This window comes from Aureitalea marina (assembly GCF_002943755.1).
Classification (GTDB): domain Bacteria; phylum Bacteroidota; class Bacteroidia; order Flavobacteriales; family Flavobacteriaceae; genus Aureitalea; species Aureitalea marina.
Genome location: NZ_MQUB01000001.1, coordinates 1,239,839 through 1,262,331, shown reverse-complemented (window position 1 = coordinate 1,262,331; position 22,493 = coordinate 1,239,839). Strand labels below are relative to the sequence as shown.

Here is a 22,493-nt window from a genome sequence, read left to right as displayed (position 1 = left end):
GTGTTGGACCCGACCCGGCTCTCAGCCTAAATAAAAGTTAAAGTTTGCATTCCATCAACAAACTCAAAATAGTAAACGATCCGATATACGGATTTATTACCATTCCCAACGAGTTGATCTTCACCCTTGTCGAGCATCCTTATTTTCAGCGATTACGACGTATTTCGCAGATGGGATTGTCTTACTTGGTCTACCCAGGGGCTCATCATACCCGGTTTCATCATGCCTTAGGGGCCATGCATTTGGCCGGACGCGCACTGGATGTCCTTCAATTTAAAGGGGTTACTTTTTCCGATGAAGAAAGATCTTCCTTGTTGGCGGCTGTGCTCTTGCATGATATAGGCCACGGGCCTTTTTCTCATGCAGTGGAACACAGTATCGTACATGGGGTATCCCACGAACATCTGTCTCTGTTGTTCATGAAAGAGTTGAACGATCAGCTGGGAGGGAAACTCGACATGGCCATCGCCATGTTCACTCAGGAATATGACCGTCCTTTTTTCCATCAGTTGATTTCCGGACAATTGGATGTAGATCGCCTGGACTATTTAAAGCGTGATAGTTTTTATACTGGGGTGTCTGAGGGAGCGATCAATTCTGAACGGCTGATCTCCATGTTGAACATACACGACAACAAGCTGGTATTGGAAGAAAAAGCGATCTACTCCGTAGAGAAATTTATCATTGCCAGAAGACTGATGTACTGGCAGGTTTATTTGCACAAGACGGGAATCGTGGCCGAACAGTTGTTGATCAAATTACTTAGAAGAGCGAGAAGTTTATTAAAAGTAGGCCAAAACTTGGCCATGAGTTCCGATATGAGGTTCTTTATGGAACGAGAAGATTATCAGAACTTTGATTCGGAAGTGCTCCATCGGTTTGCTCGTCTGGACGACAGTGATATTCTGTGGGCCATGAAGCAGTGGGTGGATCATCCGGATTCGGTATTGAGCAGATTGTCTGCTATGATTCTAAATCGGAATTTACTCAAGATTAGCCTGCAAGAAGAAGAATTTTCAAAAGCAGAAATCGACCATCACTTACAACGGGTTTCCAAAGAATTAAAGCTCCCCTTGGACGAGGCTTCTTTTTTTGTCTTTAGTGGGTCCATATCCAATCAGGCCTACCATATGGATCGCGATGCCATTCTATTACTTACTAAAAAGGGTGACGTTATGGATGTGGTCCAAGCCAGTGATCAACTAAACCTAAGGACATTAAGTACACCTATCAAGAAGTATTACCTCTGTTTTCCCAAGCAGATTTACTAATCCTTTTTTTCTATTTTTGCAAGACTCGGTGATAAACTAGAATAGCTACGAACTGTAGGCGTCATGACTTCCGAGACCAATTAGCCAAACAATGAAATTTACGGCACAGCAAATTGCAGGAATACTGGAAGGAGAGGTAGAGGGAGACGCTCAGGTTGAGGTTTCCAAACTAGCGAAGATCGAAGAAGGGACTGAAGGTAGTCTGACCTTTCTGGCCAATCCAAAGTACACACCTTATATATACACTACCGAGGCATCTATTACAATTGTAGATAAGGACTTCACAGTAGAGAATAATATATCGACCACCTTGATTCGAGTGCCCGATGCCTACAAAGCATTTTCCAAGTTACTGGAGTACTACAATCAGGTGAAGATGAACAAGACCGGGATTGAGGCTCCTGTTTTTATTTCGGACTCCGCTACTTATGGCGATCAAATCTACGTCGGTGCTTTTACATATATCGGAGAGAATGTTTCTCTAGGAGATAATGCCAAGATCTATCCGAACGTATATATAGGTGACAATGTTCAGATCGGAGATAATGTTGTGGTATTTGCTGGAGCCAAGATCTACTCGGAGAGTATCATTGGAAACAATTGCGTGATCCACAGTGGAGCAATAGTTGGTGCAGATGGTTTTGGATTCACTCCGGACGAAAGAGGAGAATACAAAAAAGTACCTCAAACCGGCAATGTGATAATCGAGGATCAGGTAGATATAGGAGCTGGGACGACCATAGACCGAGCCACCTTAGGGTCTACTGTTATTCGTAGGGGTGTGAAGCTGGATAACCAGATTCAGATCGCCCATAATGTAGAGATTGGAGAAAATACAGTAATTGCGGCCCAGACCGGGATTGCAGGTTCGACCAAGATCGGTCGCAACTGCATGATAGGAGGTCAGGTCGGAATCGTTGGACATATCACCATTGGGAACAATGTGCGCATACAAGCGCAAAGTGGCATAGGACGAAATGTAAAAGACAACGAAACCATTCAAGGATCACCAGCACTGAATTATGGAGATTACAATAAGAGTTACGTTCACTTTAAAAATCTTCCCAAGATAGTCGAGCGTATCAATCAACTTGAAAAACAACCAAAAAATGACTGATTGTATTGCTAAGCAGCGTACCATCGGGAAAGACATCTCGCTAACCGGTGTAGGTTTACACACGGGTAAAGAGGTGACTATTACGTTTAAACCAGCTCCCGAAAACCATGGTTATACCTTTGTTCGGGTAGACCTCGAAGGTAGTCCGGTAATTGAAGCCGATGCCAACTATGTGGTCAACACCCAAAGAGGTACCAATCTGGAGAAACTAGGAGTGAAGATACAGACGTCAGAGCATGTCCTTGCGGCTTTGGTCGGGATGGAAGTGGACAATTGCATCATCGAGCTTAATGCCTCGGAACCACCGATCATGGATGGCTCCTCCAAGTATTTTGTCGAAGCCTTGGAAGATGCTGGAATCGTGGTACAAGATGCCGATCGAAAGGAATACATTGTCAAGGAAGTTATTTCCTTTACCGACGAAGAGACTGGAAGTGAGATAACCGTGATCCCGTCTGACGAATATCAGGTCACTACCATGGTCGATTTTGGGACCAAGGTACTTGGAACACAGAATGCTTCCCTCAAACACCTTTCGGAATTTAAATCTGAAATAGCCGATTCCCGGACCTTTAGCTTCCTGCACGAATTGGAGATGTTATTGGAACATGGGCTGATCAAAGGAGGAGACTTGAACAACGCCATTGTCTATGTAGATAAGGAACTGTCTCCCCAGACCATGGATAAACTGCGAGTAGCCTTTAAGAAAGATTCGATCTCGGTTAAACCCAATGGTATATTGGATAATCTGACCTTGCATCACCCCAATGAGGCGGCACGGCATAAGCTACTGGATGTGATCGGAGACCTTGCACTGGTTGGTACTAGGATCCGAGGTAAAGTGATTGCCAACAAACCTGGGCATTTTGTCAATACTCAGTTTGCCAAGAAATTGTCCAAGATCATCAAGATCGAACGTCGGAATAAGGTGCCTAAGTTCGATGTGCAGAAGGAGCCGGTCAAGGACATCAATGATATCATGGCCATGTTACCTCACCGTCCACCATTTTTGCTGGTCGATAAGATATTGGAGCTAACTGATACGGGCGTAGTAGGTCTGAAGAATGTAACCATGAATGAACCCTTCTTTGTGGGGCATTTTCCGGGAGCACCTGTTATGCCTGGGGTCCTGATTGTGGAAGCAATGGCTCAAACCGGTGGAATACTCGCCTTGAGTACGGTGCCTGATCCGGAGAATTACCTCACTTACTTCATGAAGATCAATAACGTGAAGTTCAAGCAGCAGGTAAAACCGGGTGATACACTGATCTTTAAATTGGACCTGATCACCCCGATCCGTCGAGGTATTGTCCACATGCAAGGAAATGCCTATGCCAATGACAAGTTGGTTACCGAGGCCGAACTCATGGCACAAATCGTCAAAACAAAAAATCTCGAATGAATCAACCCTTAGCATATGTACACCCAGGGGCCAAGATCGCCAAGAATGTAGTAATCGAACCCTTTACTACCATTCACAATAATGTTGTGATCGGTGAGGGAACCTGGATCGGCTCGAATGTGACCATTATGGAAGGAGCTCGAATAGGGAAGAATTGCAATATTTTTCCGGGAGCAGTTATCTCGGCCATTCCTCAGGACCTGAAATTCCAAGACGAAGAGACCACAGCAGAGATTGGAGACAACACGACCATACGAGAGTATGTGACCGTGAACAGGGGTACAGTAGATAGAGGCAAGACGGTCATCGGGAATAATTGTCTGATCATGGCCTACTGTCATATCGCCCACGACTGTATCGTAGGAGACAACTGTATTTTCTCCAACAACAGTACTCTGGCTGGACATATCACCGTAGGCAATTACGTGGTTTTGGCTGGTATGACCGCCGTACACCAGTTCTGTATGATCGGCAATCACGCTTTTGTAACCGGAGGTTCTTTGGTGAGAAAGGATGTTCCTCCTTTTGTCAAAGCGGCCCGAGAGCCACTCTCTTATGTGGGAATAAACTCCATTGGACTGAGGAGACGTGGATTTTCACCGGATAAGATCAGGGAGATTCAAAATATTTACAGATTACTGTACCAAAGAAATTATAATAACACTCAGGCTTCGGAGATCATTGAGGCCGAGATGGAAGCTACCCCGGAACGCGATGAGATATTGCAGTTTATCAAGAACAGTAAACGCGGTATCATGAAAGGGTATTTCAGCACCAATTAACTAGACCTATTTTATGGCAACAACTTCAGACATCCGTAAAGGATTATGCATTCGTTTTAACAACGATATCTATAAGATCATTGAATTTCTGCACGTAAAGCCCGGTAAGGGACCAGCCTTCGTAAGAACCAAGCTAAAGAGTGTGACAACTGGGAAAGTAGTAGACAATACCTTTTCTGCTGGTCACAAGATCGAGGATGTACGGGTAGAGACCCACAAATTCCAGTATCTGTATAACGAAGGTGAGACCTATCATTTCATGAATACGGACGATTATTCACAGATCCAATTGCAGCGCGATGCATTGGATTCTTATGAATTGATGAAGGAAGGCGAAGTAGTGACCGTAATTATCAATTCGGAAGATAGCATGCCTCTTTCTGTGGAAATGCCTCCATCTGTTGTTTTGGAAGTTACGGCTACTGAGCCTGGTGTAAAGGGTAATACGGCTACCAATGCTACCAAGCCGGCTACGGTCGAGACCGGAGCCCGTGTAAATGTCCCACTCTTTATCAACGAAGGGGATAAGATCAAGATCGATACGGAAAAAGGCCAATACCAGGAGCGCGTCAAAGAATAAATAACTATGCGATTTGATCAGCCACAGACACTCGAAGGTATTGCCCGCATTTTAAATTGCGATTATGTGGGAGATGCTGATTTCCCAGTGCTTGGCATGAACGAGATCCATGTGGTTGGCCCCGGAGATATCGTATTTGTTGATCATCCTAAGTATTACGACAAGGCGCTCAATTCCCAGGCTACGATCGTCCTTATCAATAAAAGTGTGCAATGCCCTCCAGGCAAGGCCCTGCTGATCTCTGATGATCCTTTTAGGGATTTCAACAAATTGACCAATCACTTCAATCCTTTTGTTGCGGCCACGGCGGTAATTGCGGATAGCTGCCAGATCGGGAATCATACCATCATTCAACCCAATGTATTTATCGGCAATGACGTAGTGATAGGTGAGAATTGCCTGATCCATCCCAATGTGACCATCTATGATAAGACCATCATTGGGAATAATGTGACCATCCACTCAGGTACTGTACTCGGTGCAGATGCCTTCTATTACAAGAACAGACCGGATTATTTCGATAAACTGGTCAGTGGTGGTAATGTAGTGATTGAGGATCATGTCGATATCGGGGCGCTTTGTACCATCGATAGGGGAGTCAGTGCTTCAACCATTATTCGGGAAGGAGCCAAGTTGGATAATCAGGTCCATGTAGGTCACGACAGTGTGATCGGGAAACGATGTCTGATCGCATCTCAGGTTGGTATCGCGGGTTGTGTCCTCATAGAGGATATGGTAACCATATGGGGGCAAGTAGGCATTACCAGTGGAGTGACCATAGGGGAGAAGGCTGTTATTTCGGCCCAAAGTGGTGTGAGCAAGTCCCTGCCCGGACACAAGTCCTATTTTGGTACTCCCGCAGACGAGTTTAGAAAAAAATACAAGGAAATTGCCGCTATACGGCTGATTCCTGATATAATAGACAAGTTGGACAAATTTGAATCCAAAGATGAGTAGAAGTGCAAAAGAGGTAGTCCGAAATTTTTATCTCGCCGATATTTTGGGTGATCCCAGGGTGATGCAACGTTATTTTCACCCGGATGTCATCCTGATCTGGAATAGTAGTGATGGTTTGAGCATTATGCATTACGATGACATAGTCGGTTTCTTTTCAGAGATCCGAAGAACCTATGACGACCTGCGGGTAGAAGTCAGTCATCTGCTACAGGACGACAACCATGTAACCATTCGCTACAAATACTACATACGGACCATTGAAAATCCGGATGAAGAGCTGGGAATTGCTCATTTCATTGCGATCTGGGAGATCAAGGACGATAAATTGTTCCGTGGATACCAGGTTTCCCAACCTGTAACGGACAAGGACGACACCACAGAATCCTATCATAAAGTTAAGGTCTGAATTCCCTTCCCGGAATAGCTTAAAAGCCTTATTTTTGCCATCGAATATGCGGATGCCTCTGTGCACCGCGCTAATCAACAACAGCGACTAAAGCAATGAGTGTACTCGTCAACAAAGATTCTAAGATCATCGTACAAGGTTTTACAGGAAGCGAAGGAACTTTCCACGCCTCTCAGATGATCGAATACGGCACCCAGGTAGTAGGGGGTGTGACTCCAGGTAAGGGAGGACAAACACATTTGGACAAACCGGTATTCAATACGGTATCTGAGGCCGTAGAGGCTGTAGGGGCCGATACCAGTATCATCTTTGTTCCACCGGCCTTCGCAGCAGACGCTATCATGGAAGCCGCCGACGCAGGCATCAAAGTGATCATTACGATCACAGAAGGTATTCCGGTTGCCGATATGATCAAGGCCTACGCTTACATCCAGGACAGGGATTGTCAATTGGTTGGTCCTAATTGCCCAGGGGTTATTACGCCGGGTGAGGCTAAAGTGGGAATCATGCCCGGATTTGTATTCAAAAAAGGAAAAGTAGGTATCGTCTCTAAATCCGGGACTCTTACTTACGAGGCCGCCGATCAGGTCGTTCGTGAAGGACTCGGGATTACAACTGCTATCGGTATAGGAGGAGATCCTATCATCGGGACAACCACTAAAGCTGCTCTGGAAATGCTGATCATGGACGACGAGACTGAAGCTGTGGTCATGATCGGGGAGATCGGAGGACAATTGGAAGCAGAAGCAGCCAATTGGTACAAAGCGTCCGGAAGTAACAAACCAGTGGTTGGATTCATCGCAGGTGAGACTGCACCGGCCGGAAGGACCATGGGACATGCCGGAGCCATAGTTGGTGGATCTGACGATACAGCCCAGGCCAAAAAGAAGATCATGAGAGCTTGTGGGATACACGTGGTAGATTCCCCGGCTGAGATCGGTAAAAAAGTGGCCGAAGTACTCGGATAACATTTATCATATAATTAACGATAAACCCGGTGATCAACCGGGTTTTTTTACGCTTGTTGCGTAAAGGATTCGCTATATTTGAGGTTCAACTTAACTGCAGCATATGAAACTACTCGAAGGAAAAACAGCCATCATTACCGGGGGAAGCCGAGGGATAGGAAAAGGAATTGTAGAGGCCTATGCCCGCCATGGAGCCCAGGTGGCATTTACGTATAATTCGTCGGCTGAGGCCGCCGAGGAAATTGCCAGCGAAGCATCAGCCCAGGGCGTTAAGGTTAAGGCCTATAAGAGCAATGCGGCCGATTACGAGCAAGCCCAGGAACTGATCTCTCAGGTACTGGAAGATTTTGGTCAGATCGACATTGTGATCAACAATGCCGGGATTACCAAGGATAACCTGTTGATGCGAATGTCCGAGGAGGACTTCGACAAAGTGGTGGAGGTCAACCTAAAATCGGTCTTTAATATGACCAAGGCTGTGCAGCGTACCATGTTGAAACAACGTGCGGGATCCATTATCAATATGAGTTCTGTGGTCGGTGTTAAGGGGAATGCCGGTCAAACCAACTATGCGGCATCAAAGGCTGGAATTCTTGGATTTACCAAGTCTGTAGCCTTGGAATTGGGTAGCCGCAACATCCGGTGTAATGCCATTGCACCTGGATTTATTGAGACCGAGATGACCGGTAAACTGGATGAAGCCGTTGTGCAGGGTTGGAGGGATGCCATTCCACTGAAGCGGGGTGGTACTCCGGAAGACATTGCCAATGCCTGTGTCTATCTGGGTAGCGACCTTTCTTCCTATGTGACCGGACAGGTGTTGAATGTGGATGGAGGAATGCTGACTTAATTCATGACCGGGAACACCGTTCTATATTTGATCTTAGCCGGAGTAGCAGCAGCTGCTCTGGCCTTTTTTATGTATGGATACCGGTCTCGTCAACGCCTACCGCTTAGATGGTTATTGGGAGGACTGCGATTCCTAGTGATCTTCACCCTGTTGATCCTTTTGATCAATCCCACCATCAGTAACACCATCTATAAATTGGTCAAGCCTCAACTGGTGGTCCTCACGGATAATTCTGCCTCTATGAAGGAATTAGGTCTGGACAGTATATCATTGGCAATGGGTGCTGAGATCAGTGAAAATGAGGCATTAAATGAGCGATTCGATATTCGGCAATATCAATTCGGGGGACAGTTAAGACCTGCTGATAGTTTGAGTTTTGACGAACCCCTAACCAATATTACGGCAGCGCTTAAAGGTATTTCCGGGCTTTACAAGGAGGAAACGGGAGTAGCCTTGTTGTTGTCCGACGGGAATCAAACCCTGGGGGAGGATTACGAATTTGCCCGTACTACTGACCGCATGCCGGTTTACCCCCTGATCATGGGTGATACCATTCCATTCGAAGATCTTTCGATCGCGCAGGTCAATGCGAACCGATATGCCTTTTTGGGTAATGAATTTCCAGTTGAGGTGGTGGTCAATTATCAGGGAAGAGGTGAAGTTGAAGCTCGTTTCGAGATACTGTCCGGGACCGGAACGGTCTACAATGAGCTTATTGATCTGAACCAGGAACAGAATAGCCGGACTGTATCTTTGAACTTGCCAGCAGAACAAATAGGCGTGCAGCGCTATACCGTCCGTGTTTCAGGATTGAGTTCAGAGCGAAACAGGGATAATAACCAGCGTCCCTTTGCAGTTGAGGTAGTTGACGAGACTTCCGAGGTCATGCTGGTCAGCAATATGAGTCATCCGGATCTGGGGATGCTGAAACGCTCTATTGAAACCAATGAACAACGTAAGGTCACCTTGGTCACCCCTCAGGAGGCGATAAACAGGATGGATCAAGCCCAATTGCTGATTTTTTATCAACCCGACAGGAGTTTTGAGCAGTTGATACGAACCACTGTAGAGCAGGAACGGAGTGCCTTGTTCATTACCGGATTGGCCACTCAATGGAATTGGCTCAACAGGAGTCAGGATTTCTTTGAGAAAGACTACAGCCGGCAATCCGAGTACTCTCAAGGTCGTTTGGATTCGAGTTATGATAATTTTGCCGTTCCCGATCTCGATTTTGATCGATTACCACCCCTACAGACCACTTTTGGAACTTTGACAGTCCTGGTGTCAAATAAGGTCTTACTCAGGCAAAGTATCGATGGGATACTGAGTGGTAGCCCCATGTTGACCACCTGGAGTTCTGGTAGAGCCCGCTACGGAATTTGGGATGGGGAAGGAATATGGAAGTGGCGCTCGAGGAACTATTTGGTGGATGGAGATTTTGTGAGCTACGATTCCTTTCTGGGCCAGATGGTCCAATACTTGTCAGATAACAGCCAACGTTCCAGGCTAACGTTAGATAGCGAGACATTCTACTACAACAATGGTCCCATATCTATCCGAGCTCAGTACTTCGATCAAAACTATGTTTTTGACCCGAATGTTCGGTTGAATTGTCGACTGGTAGACTTGGGAAGTAACCAAGTCATCAATCGGCCTATGTTGCTAAAGAACAACTATTTTGAACTAGACCTGAGTGATCTTGCTGCTGGTGAATACAGCTTTGAGATCAACGCAGAAGATCAGGGGCTATCCAGATCCGGGTCTTTAACCATTCTGGACTTCAACCTGGAGAAACAATACCTGACCACCGCTGTAACGAAACTTAGGAGGATGGCGACTAATCGGGAAGCAGAGGCCTATCTTTGGAGTGACCGGGATGTGCTCTTTGCTCAGTTGCTTGCCGATCAACGCTACCAGTTGATTCAAAAAAGCGAACAAAAAATCGTACCTTTAATAGACTGGAAATACCTGCTCGCTTTACTGGTTCTATCCTTAGCAGCAGAGTGGTTCATCAGGAAGTACAACGGACTTATCTAATATCATAACAAAATAATTTATCATGGAAAGATTACCCAAAGTGGGGATACCGGTATTGGCCCTCATTATTATAACTATTATCGTATTGGCCAAATCGGCCGTGACCATCGGATCCGGAGAGGCCGGTGTTTTGTATAAGACCTTTGGAGGAGGAGTAGTGACCGATGGGCCACCATTGGGTGAAGGTTTTCACGTAATTGCTCCTTGGAACAAGGTCTATATTTACGAAGTAAGGCAACAGGAGATCTTTGAACCCATGCCTGTGCTTTCGTCCAACGGACTAGAGATCAAAATTGAGGCATCAGCCTGGTATCAACCCATCTATGCGGACTTGGGGAAATTACACCAGGAAAAAGGAGAGAACTACCTGGGGCGCGTTATTCAGCCAGCCATTCGATCGGCAGCGAGAAGTGTGGTTGGGCGTTATACTCCGGAACAGTTGTATTCGTCCAAGCGAGACGCCATTCAAGATGAGATATTTACTGAGACCAAGAAGATCCTGGACAAGCAATATATTCAGCTGAATGAGGTCTTGGTGCGCGATGTGACCTTACCTCCAACCATCAAGGATGCCATTGAGCGTAAGTTGAAGCAGGAACAAGAGGCCCTGGAATACGAATTCCGTTTGGAGAAAGCTGAAAAGGAAGCCGAGCGACAGCGTATTGAGGCAGAAGGTAAGGCTGCCGCCAACACCATCCTCAGTGCATCGCTAACCGATAAGATCCTACAGGAAAAAGGAATCCAGGCCACACTGGAACTGGCTCAGTCCCCCAATGCCAAGATCGTGGTGGTTGGATCCGGAGACAATGGTCTTCCACTTATCCTGAACAACAATTAATACACTTAGTTCTTCTTCCAGAAATAGAAGATCAGGTAGGCCGAAACCAGGCTTATACCGCCTAGCACAAGCGATCCGGTTACATTGCCATAAATGATGTAGCCGGTCGCAAAAAGGGCTGTATACACGAACAATATACCCAAGAGCATACTGGCCAGGTCCCGGGTGAAGTTGTCTGAGGTTTTATCCAGTTCGATATTTTTAGCCTCGGCCAGCTTCCTAAATGCATTCCAGCCGTTGCCATACGGTTTGATCTTATTGTAGAAACTACTTAAAACGCTAATATCAGTTGGTCGTGTCAATAGGGTAACTGCTACCCAACAAACCGTTGTTATGCCGACTCCTGCCACTAGCTTGGTCGAATCCGACCAGTCAATACCGCCAAATTCGAATACCAGGGCAACGACAAAGGAGACAATCATCCCGGTGATCTCGCTGTAGGCATTGATACGCCACCAGAACCAACGGAGTATAAAGATAAGACCGGTGCCGGCTCCAATCTGCAGTAGAATGGAGAAGGTACTCAAGGCATCGCTCAGGGCCAAGGCGATCAAGGCTGCAATGGCCATTAATAATACCGTAGACAGTCTGCCAATATTGACCAATTCTTTTTCAGAGGCCTCAGGCTTTACAAATCGTTTGTAAAAATCCAGGGCGACATAGGAAGAACCCCAATTCAAATGGGTAGAAATCGTGCTCATGAAGGCGGCGATCAAGGAAGCAACGACCAAGCCCAGTAGTCCTGCAGGTAAATTAGTTAGCATGGCCGGGTATCCCAGGTCGTGCCCCAGGGTTGCATTTGGGAATTCCTGGGCAATATCACTCAATTCCGGGTACAGGACCAAAGAAGCCAGGGCAATCAGTATCCAAGGCCAGGGTCGAAGGGCATAATGGGCCACATTGAATAAGAGTGTGGCACCAATGGCATTCTTTTCGTCCTTGGCGGCAAGCATCCTTTGAGCGATATATCCACCACCACCCGGTTCAGCACCTGGATACCAGACGCTCCACCATTGTACAGCTAATGGGATGATCAGTAGGGACCACAAGGCAGAATTATCGCTAAAATCTGGTAAGAAGTTCAGTTTATCCGCTACCTGCTCATGGGTCAGCAGTTTTTCCAATCCACCGATCTCCGGCATATTGATTATGTAAATAGCCGCCAGTACAGAACCGATCATGGCCACAACGAACTGAAGAAAATCGGTGAAGATCACTCCTCGTAGCCCTCCAATAGAACTATATGCCACCGTAACAATGGATGCATAGAGTACGGACTCCCAGGGAGCCAGTCCAAAAAGGATACCACCGATCTTAATGGCCGCGAGGCAAACCGCCGCCATGATCATCACATTGAAGAAAACCCCCAAATAAAGCGCTCTGAAACCCCTCAGGAAGGCTGCTGCCTTTCCGCTGTAGCGCAGTTCGTAGAATTCCAGGTCTGTCAATACTTGGGATCGCCTCCAGAGTTTCGCATACACAAATACCGTTAGCATCCCTGTGATCAGGAATGCCCACCAGACCCAGTTACCGGAAATTCCATTTTGCCGAACAATATCTGTGACCAGGTTAGGGGTATCTGCAGAAAAGGTGGTTGCCACCATGGAAATGCCCAATAACCACCACGGCATATTTCTTCCCGACAAAAAGAATTCCTGGGTGTTCTTACCTGCTCGGCGTGCGACAAAGAGTCCGATGAGTAAGAAAATGACAAAAAAGGAAATGATCAGGATCCAGTCCAGCGTAGCCAGCTGCATACTAGTAAACCATTAGGGATCTGGCTTGTCCAACCCAGTTATCGCGTTCTATGCGATCCGGGAAGAAATCGATCAGCTCGGTGATCACGCGGATGTCGGCAAGTTGAAGTTTGCTGATCTGATCGTAGTTAAAGATGCCAATTTCATTGAGTCTTTGTTCAATGTAAGGGCCAATTCCGTTAATTCGGGTCAAATCGTCTTTATTGTTCAGGTCGGCATAGCCAAAACTATCAAAGTTCAACTCGGGCTTGGACTTGGAGTAAGAGATATAACTGGATCGCGCCTTTTGAGCTACCCTTTCCGGTGATACGGCTACTGCCGGTCTTTCGACGGTCGGTTCTGGCTCTACCACAGGCTCCGGTTGTGGTGGAGGGGTTGTCATACTAGACTGCGCAGGTTTCTCCGCAATTTCAGCTTGTTGCGTAGGTTTCTCTTCAACCGGTTTGGTGTAGACTTTCCTACTCATAGGAGCAGGTGTCGGTTTGGACCGTTGTGGGGCTATCTGGGGTCTTTCAGGAGCAGGCTCTTCAGACAGAAGTTCTTCGTGTCGACTTTCCATCTGAGCAGCTGCCAGTTTAGATTTCAAAAGATTGACCTGGTCTTGTAGTTTCTTGGTGAGTTGACCAAATCGAGTCTTCTGCGACCACCAGGCCGAGAAATATCCGATCAGGAAGCTGGATAGCATCAAGCCAAATATTCCGATCAAATTGGGTAAATCTCCGAAAAACTCTGTCATTTCCAATTATTGGTTCTGAACCAGGACTTCCATCCTTTTGTTCAATCTACGACCTTTTTTAGTCTCGTTGGGTGCTATGGGCTTAGTTTCCCCTTCAGACAAAACTATGATATTTTTCCTTTCCATCCCAGCTCTTCTGACCAAATACAAGCGCATTTGCTTGGCGTACTTAAGGCCAAGCCGATAGTTATCAGTCTCACTTCCGATATCGTTGGTATGGGAGGTAATGGTGATTTTCATATTGGGATTTAGCGTCTTCAGCTCGATGATCTCTTCCCTGAGCCGCTTTAGATCAGAATTAACCTGTATCTGCTCTTCCGTATACCAAGGATAGACTGTACGTGACCAGGGTAAGCTGCTGCTGGAGCGAACCGGTTCTGTGATCTCCCCGTCCCAAGGTGTAAATTCAAAGGAGATTCCACTGGGAAAACTTCCATAGCGGTCAAATTCCAACCCATTGATCACGGAGCGAACTTTGATGCGGTCCGGAGCGATACCTAGGTCGATCAGCATACGTTTGATATACTCTGCCCGTTGAATACCTAGGTTAGGGGTCTCGATATTTTCCGAAGCACTGTACATGGCGATCACGTTGAGCTGCTGGTCGGGATGTTCAATCAGATAAGTATTCAGTTTGTACTTAAAATCGACGACCGAGGCCGGTACAGCCAATTCTGGCTGGTTTCTCTTGATCGGGATTCCTTCTTCGAATCGGAAGATGACGTCTCCTGCCTGATTGACGGCAATCAATCCAGGGATATTGTTCGTTACAGTTCCCTCTTCAGATTCGGAATTGGTATCATCTGCAGGGGAGGAGGTATCCGAAGAATTGGTCTGATCCACCAACGTGGACTGGTCTGGACCACCTGAATTACTGGCGCTGAGTTCCGGTCGCATCATACTGTAGAGCCATAGGGCAAAAAAAGCCCAGACACAGAAGATCAGTAAAGCGATCAGGAAATTTTTCATGCGGGGGTCAGGTGTTGATTTATTTGACCGAATTCACTTACAATAACAAAGCTAACAAATTTATACCCATAATGAAACGCTAATTTCATCGGAAAGGCTTGTCAGTTAAATCTGATTTTACTTAAATTTGCACACAACCATGAAAAATTATCTAGTACATCATCATATTCCACTGATCGCTCGGGCGAGGTGACCGATGATGTCCTGTTAGGAACATATCAAACCCGTTTGAGCATTTCAAACGGGTTTTTTTGTGCCCAAAAGTGATGAAAACAAGAACAGATCGATGAAAAAAATTAAAATTGCTATTCAAAAATCCGGCCGCCTTCACACCCAATCCCTTGATTTATTAAGGGACTGCGGAATATCTATTGACAATGGTCGGGATCAGCTCAAAGCTGCTTCCAACAATTTTCCGTTGGAGATCTATTATCTGAGGAATGGGGACATACCCCAGTATTTAAAGGATGGAGTAGTGGATTGTGCAATAATCGGTGAAAACCTCCTGGTGGAAAAGGGTGATGGAATCGAGATTGCCGAAAAGCTAGGATTCTCCAAGTGCAGGGTGTCCCTGGCCGTTGCCAAGAGCTTTGAGTATGACTCCATACAGGATCTGAAAGGGAAACGCATCGCCACCTCCTATCCAAATACCGTTCGGGCTTATTTGGAGGAGAAAGGTATAGAGGCCGATTTGCATATCATTAACGGAAGTGTAGAGATCGCACCCAATATCGGACTAGCCGATGCTATCTGTGATATTGTCAGCAGTGGAAGTACACTTTTTAAGAATAACCTGAAAGAAGTAGAGACCATCTTGAAGAGTGAGGCTGTTCTGGCCGTCTCTCCTAAGATATCTGACGAAATTCAGGTCTATCTGGAACGCTTGCAATTCAGAATGCGCTCAGTGCTCAAAGGACGAGACTATAGATATGTGCTGCTCAATGCCCCAGACAGTGGCTTGGATAAGATACTGAACATCATTCCAGGTATGAAAAGTCCGACCATATTGCCTCTGGCACAAGAAGGATGGTCCAGCGTGCATTCCGTGCTCCATAAGGATACCTTCTGGGAGGTGATCGATCAGTTGAAAGAAGCGGGCGCAGAAGGTATACTGGTCTGTCCTATTGAAAAAATGGTCAACTAACAACAGAACAAGCATGAAAATTTATATAGAACCCAATCGTAAGAAGTGGCAGGATATTCTCCGGAGACCGTCTCAATCTTACGATGAAATAGAACCAACGGTGCTGGAGATCTTCTCTGAGATCAAACAAAAAGGAGATCAGGCCCTGCTGAGATATACCCAGCTCTTCGACGGGGTTCGTCCAAAGGAATTACGGGTAACTGAAGATGAATTGGCAGAGGCCTCATCCAACATCGAACCAGAACTCAAGCAGGCCATGCAAGTAGCGCTGGAGAACATTCAGGCATTCCACCAGGCTCAAAAAAGCGATCCTGTCCTCATGGAAACCTCCCCTGGGGTTAGTTGCTGGCAGGAAAAACGGCCAATCGAACAGGTTGGATTGTATATACCAGGGGGTACGGCTCCATTATTCTCTACCGTATTGATGCTGGCCATTCCCGCGCGAATTGCGGGTTGTGACAGAGTTATCATCTGCAGCCCACCGGATAAGGAAGGCAAGATCCATCCGGCAGTACTGTATGCAGCAAAACTTTGTGGAGTTCAGGAAGTTTACAAAGTGGGCGGAATCCAAGCCATTGGTGCGATGACCTTTGGCACAGAATCGATAGGAGCAGTAGACAAGATCTTTGGGCCCGGTAATCAGTTCGTCACCGTGGCCAAACAAGTGGCGACCCGATTCAAGGTCGCCATCGATATGCCTGCTGGTCCCAGTGAATTGTTGGTTTATGCTGATAGTACTGGTGTTCCCGATTTTATTGCCTCGGATCTACTTTCCCAGGCAGAGCACGGTCCAGATAGCCAGGTCATTTTAGTATGTGATTCGGAGGAATTAGCCAAAGCCAGCCAGGATGCTGTTTGTCAGCAATTAAATGACTTACCCAGGAAGTCTATAGCGCAAAAGGCAATAGATAATTCCCGTATCGTAGTCTTGCAAGATAAATTGCAGGCATTGGAAATGATCAACACCTACGGCCCGGAACATTTCATTCTGGTTTCAGAAGAGGAGGAGTTCTTTCTGCAAGGCTTAAAAAGTGCGGGCTCGGTTTTCCTGGGGAATTACTCCCCGGAGAGTGTTGGGGACTATGCTTCTGGAACCAATCATACCCTGCCAACAAATGGTTATGCCCGTCAATACAGCGGAGTTAACCTGGACAGTTTTTGTAAGAGCATCACCTTTCAAAAGTTAACTGCCGAAGGTATCAGTTCCTTGGGGCCTTATGTGGAGACCATGGCTCAAGCAGAAGGACTTTGGGGGCACAGCAAGGCTGTCAGCCTTAGACTCGAGTCTCTAAAAAGGAAATCGGTATGAAGGTCGAGAAATTGATACGTCCATGGATCAATAGTTTGCAGGCCTATTCATCGGCTCGGGATGAGTTCGTTGGAGAAGCTGGCGGGATGGTCTTTTTGGACGCTAACGAGAACCCCTTTGAAACCGGGGTGAACCGATACCCAGATCCCAGACAGCGGTCGTTGAAAAGCTTATTGGCCAAGAACAAAGGAGTACCGGAAGATCAGCTTATCCTGGGGAATGGTAGCGATGAGATACTCGATCTGTTGTTTAGGATCTTTTGTGAGCCCGGTCAGGACAATGTGTTACTGTTGCCACCGACCTATGGGATGTACAAGGTATTGGCTGATATCAATCGGGTAGACTATCAAGAAGTGGCTCTGAATAAAAAGTTTCAGATCGATGTCGAAGGAATACTAGGAGCAATCTCCGATAGGACCAAGATGGTATTTGTATGTTCTCCGAACAATCCTACAGGAAACCTGATCAGACCGGAGCTGATCGAGGCATTATTAACGGGCCTCAATACCGTGGTAGTTGTTGATGAGGCCTATATTGACTTCGCGGCGGCACCAAGCTGGAGTAACCGATTGAAGGAATTCCCAAACCTCGTTGTGATCCAGACCTTATCCAAAGCATATGGACTTGCGGGAATCCGTTTGGGGATGGCCATGGCTCATCCTCTTGTGATCGAGGCCATGAACAGGATAAAACCACCGTATAACGTGAACCAACTCACCCAGCAAAGAGCTATCGCCAGGCTGGAGTCCGGACTAGGTACAGAAGTTGAACAGATTTTGGAAGAACGGGCCTACCTGGCTGATCAATTAAATGAATTTCCATTTGTGGAGGAGGTCTTTCCTTCGGAAGCCAACTTTATTTTGATACGAGTTGATGATGGACCTGGACGTTATCGTGAAATACTGGACAAGGGAATCGTCCTACGAGATCGCAGTAAACAGCTGGGATGTGAGAATACCTTGCGGATCACGGTGGGAACTGCTGCAGAGAATAAACTTTTACTGAACGTATTGAAACAACTCCAATGAAAAAGAAAGTACTATTTATTGACCGGGACGGAACGTTGATCCGCGAAACAGCGGACGAGCAGATCGATGCTTTCGAGAAGATCACCTTTTATCCGGGCATGTTTCAATGGCTATCTGCCATAGTCCGTGAAGGGGATTACGAATTGGTCATGGTCACCAATCAGGACGGATTAGGGACCAGCTCATTTCCTGAAGATACATTCTGGCCAGTACACAACTTCATCATGAGAAGCCTTGAAAATGAAGGGATCGCATTTGATGAGGTCATGATAGACCGCTCCTTTCCGGAGGAAGGCCTGGATACCCGAAAGCCGGGGACAGGATTGCTTACCCAGTACATGAATGGGGAATACGACCTGGATGCTTCCTATGTGATCGGCGACCGCATGACCGATATGGAATTGGCCCATAACCTTGGGTGCCGGGGAATCTTTATCAACGATCAGACGGCCTTGGGTCTGTCCGAACTGGAACAGGATGAGACCGCACTGCGCCAGTGCATTGACCTGGAGACCACAGATTGGTCCGCAATCTACGCCTTGGTCGTTGGCGGAGCTCGAAAGGCAAGCGTCGCAAGGAATACCAAGGAAACCAAGATCAACATTGACTTAGACTTGGATGGTCATGGTAGCAGTAAGATCGACACTGGTATCGCCTTTTTTGACCATATGTTGGACCAGCTATCCCGTCACGGCGGTGTAGATCTGAACATACATGTGGAAGGCGACCTAGAGGTAGATGAACACCATACCATAGAAGATACAGCAATTGCCTTGGGACAGTGCTTTAAACAGGCGCTGGGAAACAAATTGGGAATTGAACGCTATGGCTATTGCCTGCCCATGGACGATTGCCTGGCAAGGGTTGCCATCGATTTTGGAGGTCGTTCCTGGTTGGTTTGGGAAGCAGATTTTAAACGGGAAATGATCGGGAAGATGCCTACGGAGATGTTCCTGCACTTCTTTAAGTCCTTTGCCGACGGGGCTGAAGCCAACATCAATGTGCAGGCGGAAGGAACCAATGAACACCATAAGATAGAGGCCATCTTTAAGGCTTTTGCCAAATCTATTAAAATGGCTATCAAACGGGACCCGAACCATATGGAATTGCCATCTACAAAAGGGGTTCTCTAATGAAAATAGCAATTATAGATTATGGCGCGGGTAATATTCAGAGCATTGAATTTGCCTTGGAGAGGCTGGGCTATAGAGCCGTTTTTACCAAAGATGAAGCCGAGATACGTCAGGCCGACAAAGTGATCTTTCCCGGCGTTGGCGAAGCCAGCTCGGCCATGGATAAATTGCAATCGACTGGCCTGGATAAGGTTATACCCCGGTTGACCCAACCGGTTTTAGGTATCTGCTTGGGGATGCAATTGATGTGCGGTGAGAATGAAGAAGGTCCTACCCAGGGACTCTCAATTTTCGATGCGCCTGTCCTTCGATTTCCAAATAGCGTAAAGGTTCCCCAGATCGGTTGGAATCAGATCACAGATCTGGACTCACCCTTATTCGATGGAATTGATCCGGATAGTTATGTATACCTGGTTCATAGCTTTTATATTCCTGAATCTGCTTATGCCATTTCTAGTAGTCAGTATGGTTTGTCATACACTACTGCCTTGCGAAAGGACAATTTCTACGGGGTACAGTTTCACCCGGAAAAAAGTAGTAAAACAGGGGCACAGATCCTTTTAAATTTCCTAACCAAATGCGAATAATCCCAGCCATAGATATTATAGACGGTAAATGCGTCCGCCTGACCCAGGGAGACTATGAGCAGAAGAAAGTGTATAACGAGGACCCACTGGAGGTCGCCCTGGAGTTCCAGGATCATGGAATTCGATATTTGCATTTGGTCGATCTGGACGGGGCAAAAAGTAAGCGGATCGTCAATCATCAGATATTAGAAAAATTGTCCACCAGGACAGACTTATCCATTGATTTTGGTGGTGGTATAAAGACGGACGAGGATATCCGTATCGCCTTCGATTGCGGGGCTCAACAGGTAACCGGAGGCAGTATAGCAGTAAAGGATCCCGATCTTTTTATGGGATGGCTGGATTCCTACGGTCCCGATAAGATCATACTCGGTGCCGATTCCCGGGACGGTTTTATTTCCACAGACGGATGGTTGAAATCTTCGGATCGCCATTTGCTGGAGTTTGTTCAAGAATATTTTGATAGAGGAGTCAGAAGGGTGATCAGTACTGATATTGGGCGGGATGGGATGCTTCAAGGGCCTGCCACAGAACTCTACGAACACATGCTGAAGTCCATTCCTGAATTAAAGTTGATCGCCTCTGGAGGGATATCGGATATATCGGAACTCCCTGCGCTGGCTCAAATAGGCTGTGAAGGAGTGATCATTGGAAAGGCCATATACGAAGGCAGGATCAGCCTGTCACAATTGGTTAACTTTAAGGCAAAGACAGACTCATGAGTTGGATAGAAGAATTTCGATTGAACGCTTGTTACCGCATGGATGAGAGCAGCCGGATGATCCGGCGCGCCCTCGATGAACTAAGCGAAGATGAGCTCTGGAAGAAGCCAAATTCGCAGCTAAATAGCATCGCCAATCTAATTCTCCATTTACAGGGGAATATCACCCAATATGTGATTGCTTCTTTGGGCAACAAGTCCGATAAGCGTCAACGCGATCTTGAGTTTGATACACGAGGTGGTTTGGATAAACATGAGTTATTCCAAGGACTGTTGGAGGTGGTCAATGAGGCTAAGGAAGTAATCAATACAGCCACGGAAGAAGAGTATATACGAGTAAGATCTGTTCAGGGTTTCAATTTTTCTGGGGTAGGTGTTGTGATGCATGCTGTAGAACATTATTCCTATCATACCGGGCAGATCGCCTTTTGGGTGAAACTCTTAAAGGATGAGGATCTCGGATTCTACGATGGGATGAATCTAAACACCAAGAACGAGGATTATGCTGGCTAAGCGGATCATACCCTGTCTGGACATCAAGGATGGCCGGACAGTGAAAGGAGTAAATTTTGTCGGACTGAGGGATGCTGGAGACCCCGTTCAGCTGGCTGAGCGATATGCCCGAGAAGGGGCGGACGAGCTGGTATTCCTGGATATATCTGCTACAGAGGAAAAACGCAAAACCTTGGCCGAACTGGTTTACCGAGTGGCTTCCAGGGTGGACATTCCATTTACCGTAGGTGGTGGGATCTCTTCGATAGAGGATGTGGGCCTCTTGCTCAGGAATGGTGCCGATAAGGTTTCCATAAACTCATCTGCTGTTAGAAGACCCGAGCTGATCAACGAGATAGCGGGGAAATATGGGACCCAATGTGTGGTTATAGCCATTGATGCCCGTATGACCGATCAGGGCTGGAAAGTTCACTTGGTAGGAGGGAAGGTGCCAACGGAAATCGACTTATTTGAGTGGGCTAAAGAAGCAGAAGAACGGGGAGCAGGAGAGATCTTGTTTACCTCCATGGATCACGATGGCACCAAGAATGGCTTTGCGGATCAAGCCTTGAAACAGCTATCAGAAACAGTTAACATACCGATCATTGCCTCTGGCGGTGCCGGGAATATGGAGCATTTTGTTTCCACCTTTAAAGATGGATGTGCGGATGCAGCCCTAGCCGCCTCTATTTTTCATTTCCAGGAGATCGAAATAGCCGACTTAAAAATATATTTGGACCAGGAAGGAATACCGGTCCGTTTGATACCACATTATGAAGATCAACTTTGATAAATACGCCGATGGCCTGGTACCGGCCATCATTCAGGATGCTGAGACCCAACAGGTCTTAATGCTTGGTTTTATGAATCCTGATGCCTGGCAGAAGACACAACAAACTGGAACAGTTACCTTTTATAGCCGTTCCAAGGAGCGTTTATGGACCAAGGGCGAAGAGTCCGGGAACTTTTTGGAGTTGATCTCGGCGGAGGTGGACTGCGATCAGGACAGTTTGTTGCTCAAAGTTAGGCCACATGGGCCTGTCTGCCATCAGGGAACAGATACCTGTTGGGGCGAAGTCAATGAGAGCCACTATGGATTTTTGTCCCAACTAGAAGACGTTATTGCCATGAGATTAGAGGAAGGTGATACGGAGAATAGCTATGTCGCTCGTTTGTTCTCTAAGGGGATCAATAAAGTTGCCCAGAAGGTTGGTGAAGAGGCTGTGGAATTGGTGATCGAGGCAAAAGACGACGACCAGGAGGCATTTTTAAATGAAGGTGCCGATCTGATGTTCCATTATTTGCTTCTGCTACAGACTAAGGGTTATCGGTTGGAAGACATTGTTCAAACCCTGAGATCCAGGCATTAAAAAAGGGGAAATCAATCCCCTTTTCCAGTTTAATTGAAT

General features: G+C 46.6%; 23 protein-coding genes. 20 read left to right on the top strand and 3 right to left on the bottom strand.

Going from position 1 to position 22,493, the window contains the following annotated elements:
• Positions 1 to 44 precede the first annotated feature (44 nt).
• The 11 genes from BST85_RS05735 (at position 45) to BST85_RS05685 (ending at position 11,208) form a co-directional block, all read left to right on the top strand.
• Positions 45 to 1,271: an HD domain-containing protein gene (locus BST85_RS05735; protein ID WP_104812380.1), complete on the top strand. Its 1,227-nt coding sequence runs from the start codon at positions 45 to 47 to the stop codon at positions 1,269 to 1,271.
• A 91-nt stretch (positions 1,272 to 1,362) separates the two neighbouring features.
• Positions 1,363 to 2,388: a UDP-3-O-(3-hydroxymyristoyl)glucosamine N-acyltransferase gene (gene lpxD, locus BST85_RS05730; protein ID WP_104812379.1), complete on the top strand. Its 1,026-nt coding sequence runs from the start codon at positions 1,363 to 1,365 to the stop codon at positions 2,386 to 2,388.
• Positions 2,381 to 3,790: a bifunctional UDP-3-O-[3-hydroxymyristoyl] N-acetylglucosamine deacetylase/3-hydroxyacyl-ACP dehydratase gene (locus BST85_RS05725; protein WP_104812378.1), complete on the top strand. Its 1,410-nt coding sequence runs from the start codon at positions 2,381 to 2,383 to the stop codon at positions 3,788 to 3,790. Before lpxD ends, BST85_RS05725 begins: the two co-directional genes overlap by 8 nt.
• Entirely contained in the window at positions 3,787 to 4,572 is a 786-nt protein-coding gene (lpxA, locus tag BST85_RS05720) for an acyl-ACP--UDP-N-acetylglucosamine O-acyltransferase (protein ID WP_104812377.1), read from the top strand. Before BST85_RS05725 ends, lpxA begins: the two co-directional genes overlap by 4 nt.
• A gap of 13 nt (positions 4,573 to 4,585) precedes the next feature.
• The gene (efp, locus tag BST85_RS05715) at positions 4,586 to 5,152 is read left to right on the top strand and encodes an elongation factor P (protein ID WP_104812376.1); all 567 of its coding nucleotides are present in this window, start codon (positions 4,586 to 4,588) and stop codon (positions 5,150 to 5,152) included.
• 6 nt (positions 5,153 to 5,158) lie between these two features.
• Complete coding sequence (locus BST85_RS05710; protein WP_104812375.1) at positions 5,159 to 6,109, top strand: UDP-3-O-(3-hydroxymyristoyl)glucosamine N-acyltransferase; 951 nt, start codon at positions 5,159 to 5,161, stop codon at positions 6,107 to 6,109.
• Complete coding sequence (locus tag BST85_RS05705) at positions 6,102 to 6,515, top strand: nuclear transport factor 2 family protein (RefSeq protein ID WP_104812374.1); 414 nt, start codon at positions 6,102 to 6,104, stop codon at positions 6,513 to 6,515. Before BST85_RS05710 ends, BST85_RS05705 begins: the two co-directional genes overlap by 8 nt.
• Before the next feature lie 95 nt (positions 6,516 to 6,610).
• A complete protein-coding gene (sucD, locus tag BST85_RS05700; protein ID WP_104812373.1) occupies positions 6,611 to 7,483 on the top strand; it encodes a succinate--CoA ligase subunit alpha in 873 nt (290 codons plus the stop codon).
• A gap of 103 nt (positions 7,484 to 7,586) precedes the next feature.
• Positions 7,587 to 8,333, top strand: a complete 747-nt coding sequence (fabG, locus tag BST85_RS05695; protein ID WP_104812372.1) for a 3-oxoacyl-[acyl-carrier-protein] reductase — start codon at positions 7,587 to 7,589, stop codon at positions 8,331 to 8,333.
• A gap of 3 nt (positions 8,334 to 8,336) precedes the next feature.
• Positions 8,337 to 10,370, top strand: a complete 2,034-nt coding sequence (locus BST85_RS05690; RefSeq protein WP_104812371.1) for a hypothetical protein — start codon at positions 8,337 to 8,339, stop codon at positions 10,368 to 10,370.
• Positions 10,371 to 10,392: 22 nt separating this feature from the next.
• The gene (locus BST85_RS05685) at positions 10,393 to 11,208 is read left to right on the top strand and encodes a prohibitin family protein (RefSeq protein WP_104812370.1); all 816 of its coding nucleotides are present in this window, start codon (positions 10,393 to 10,395) and stop codon (positions 11,206 to 11,208) included.
• Between the two features lie 5 nt (positions 11,209 to 11,213).
• Here the strand turns inward: BST85_RS05685 and BST85_RS05680 are convergent, their stop codons facing one another.
• The 3 genes from BST85_RS05680 to BST85_RS05670 are packed head-to-tail and all read right to left on the bottom strand — an operon-like array spanning position 11,214 to position 14,670.
• On the bottom strand, positions 11,214 to 12,965 hold the full coding sequence (locus BST85_RS05680) for a sodium:solute symporter family protein (RefSeq protein ID WP_104812369.1): 1,752 nt from the start codon (positions 12,963 to 12,965) through the stop codon (positions 11,214 to 11,216).
• A gap of 1 nt (position 12,966) precedes the next feature.
• A complete protein-coding gene (locus BST85_RS05675; RefSeq protein WP_104812368.1) occupies positions 12,967 to 13,701 on the bottom strand; it encodes a hypothetical protein in 735 nt (244 codons plus the stop codon).
• Between the two features lie 6 nt (positions 13,702 to 13,707).
• On the bottom strand, positions 13,708 to 14,670 hold the full coding sequence (locus tag BST85_RS05670) for an OmpA family protein (RefSeq protein WP_104812367.1): 963 nt from the start codon (positions 14,668 to 14,670) through the stop codon (positions 13,708 to 13,710).
• A gap of 286 nt (positions 14,671 to 14,956) precedes the next feature.
• Here BST85_RS05670 and hisG point away from each other — a divergent pair, with 286 nt between their 5' ends.
• The 9 genes from hisG to hisIE are packed head-to-tail and all read left to right on the top strand — an operon-like array spanning position 14,957 to position 22,454.
• Positions 14,957 to 15,814 (top strand): ATP phosphoribosyltransferase, encoded by an 858-nt coding sequence (hisG, locus tag BST85_RS05665; RefSeq protein WP_104812366.1) that lies wholly within the window; start codon positions 14,957 to 14,959, stop codon positions 15,812 to 15,814.
• A gap of 13 nt (positions 15,815 to 15,827) precedes the next feature.
• A complete protein-coding gene (gene hisD / locus BST85_RS05660; protein WP_104812365.1) occupies positions 15,828 to 17,123 on the top strand; it encodes a histidinol dehydrogenase in 1,296 nt (431 codons plus the stop codon).
• Positions 17,120 to 18,151, top strand: a complete 1,032-nt coding sequence (hisC, locus tag BST85_RS05655; RefSeq protein WP_104812364.1) for a histidinol-phosphate transaminase — start codon at positions 17,120 to 17,122, stop codon at positions 18,149 to 18,151. Before hisD ends, hisC begins: the two co-directional genes overlap by 4 nt.
• Positions 18,148 to 19,284, top strand: coding sequence for a bifunctional histidinol-phosphatase/imidazoleglycerol-phosphate dehydratase HisB (gene hisB, locus BST85_RS05650; protein WP_104812363.1), 1,137 nt, complete (start codon positions 18,148 to 18,150; stop codon positions 19,282 to 19,284). The genes hisC and hisB overlap by 4 nt, the downstream gene beginning before the upstream one ends.
• Positions 19,284 to 19,871, top strand: a complete 588-nt coding sequence (gene hisH, locus BST85_RS05645; RefSeq protein WP_104812362.1) for an imidazole glycerol phosphate synthase subunit HisH — start codon at positions 19,284 to 19,286, stop codon at positions 19,869 to 19,871. Before hisB ends, hisH begins: the two co-directional genes overlap by 1 nt.
• Positions 19,862 to 20,593: a 1-(5-phosphoribosyl)-5-[(5-phosphoribosylamino)methylideneamino]imidazole-4-carboxamide isomerase gene (hisA, locus tag BST85_RS05640; protein WP_104812361.1), complete on the top strand. Its 732-nt coding sequence runs from the start codon at positions 19,862 to 19,864 to the stop codon at positions 20,591 to 20,593. Before hisH ends, hisA begins: the two co-directional genes overlap by 10 nt.
• A complete protein-coding gene (locus BST85_RS05635) occupies positions 20,590 to 21,105 on the top strand; it encodes a DinB family protein (RefSeq protein ID WP_104812360.1) in 516 nt (171 codons plus the stop codon). The genes hisA and BST85_RS05635 overlap by 4 nt, the downstream gene beginning before the upstream one ends.
• Positions 21,095 to 21,874 carry an imidazole glycerol phosphate synthase subunit HisF gene (gene hisF, locus BST85_RS05630; RefSeq protein ID WP_104812359.1) on the top strand — a complete coding sequence of 260 codons (780 nt, stop codon included), beginning with the start codon at positions 21,095 to 21,097 and terminating at the stop codon, positions 21,872 to 21,874. The genes BST85_RS05635 and hisF overlap by 11 nt, the downstream gene beginning before the upstream one ends.
• Entirely contained in the window at positions 21,858 to 22,454 is a 597-nt protein-coding gene (gene hisIE / locus BST85_RS05625; RefSeq protein ID WP_104812358.1) for a bifunctional phosphoribosyl-AMP cyclohydrolase/phosphoribosyl-ATP diphosphatase HisIE, read from the top strand. Before hisF ends, hisIE begins: the two co-directional genes overlap by 17 nt.
• The last annotated feature ends 39 nt before the right edge of the window (positions 22,455 to 22,493 follow it).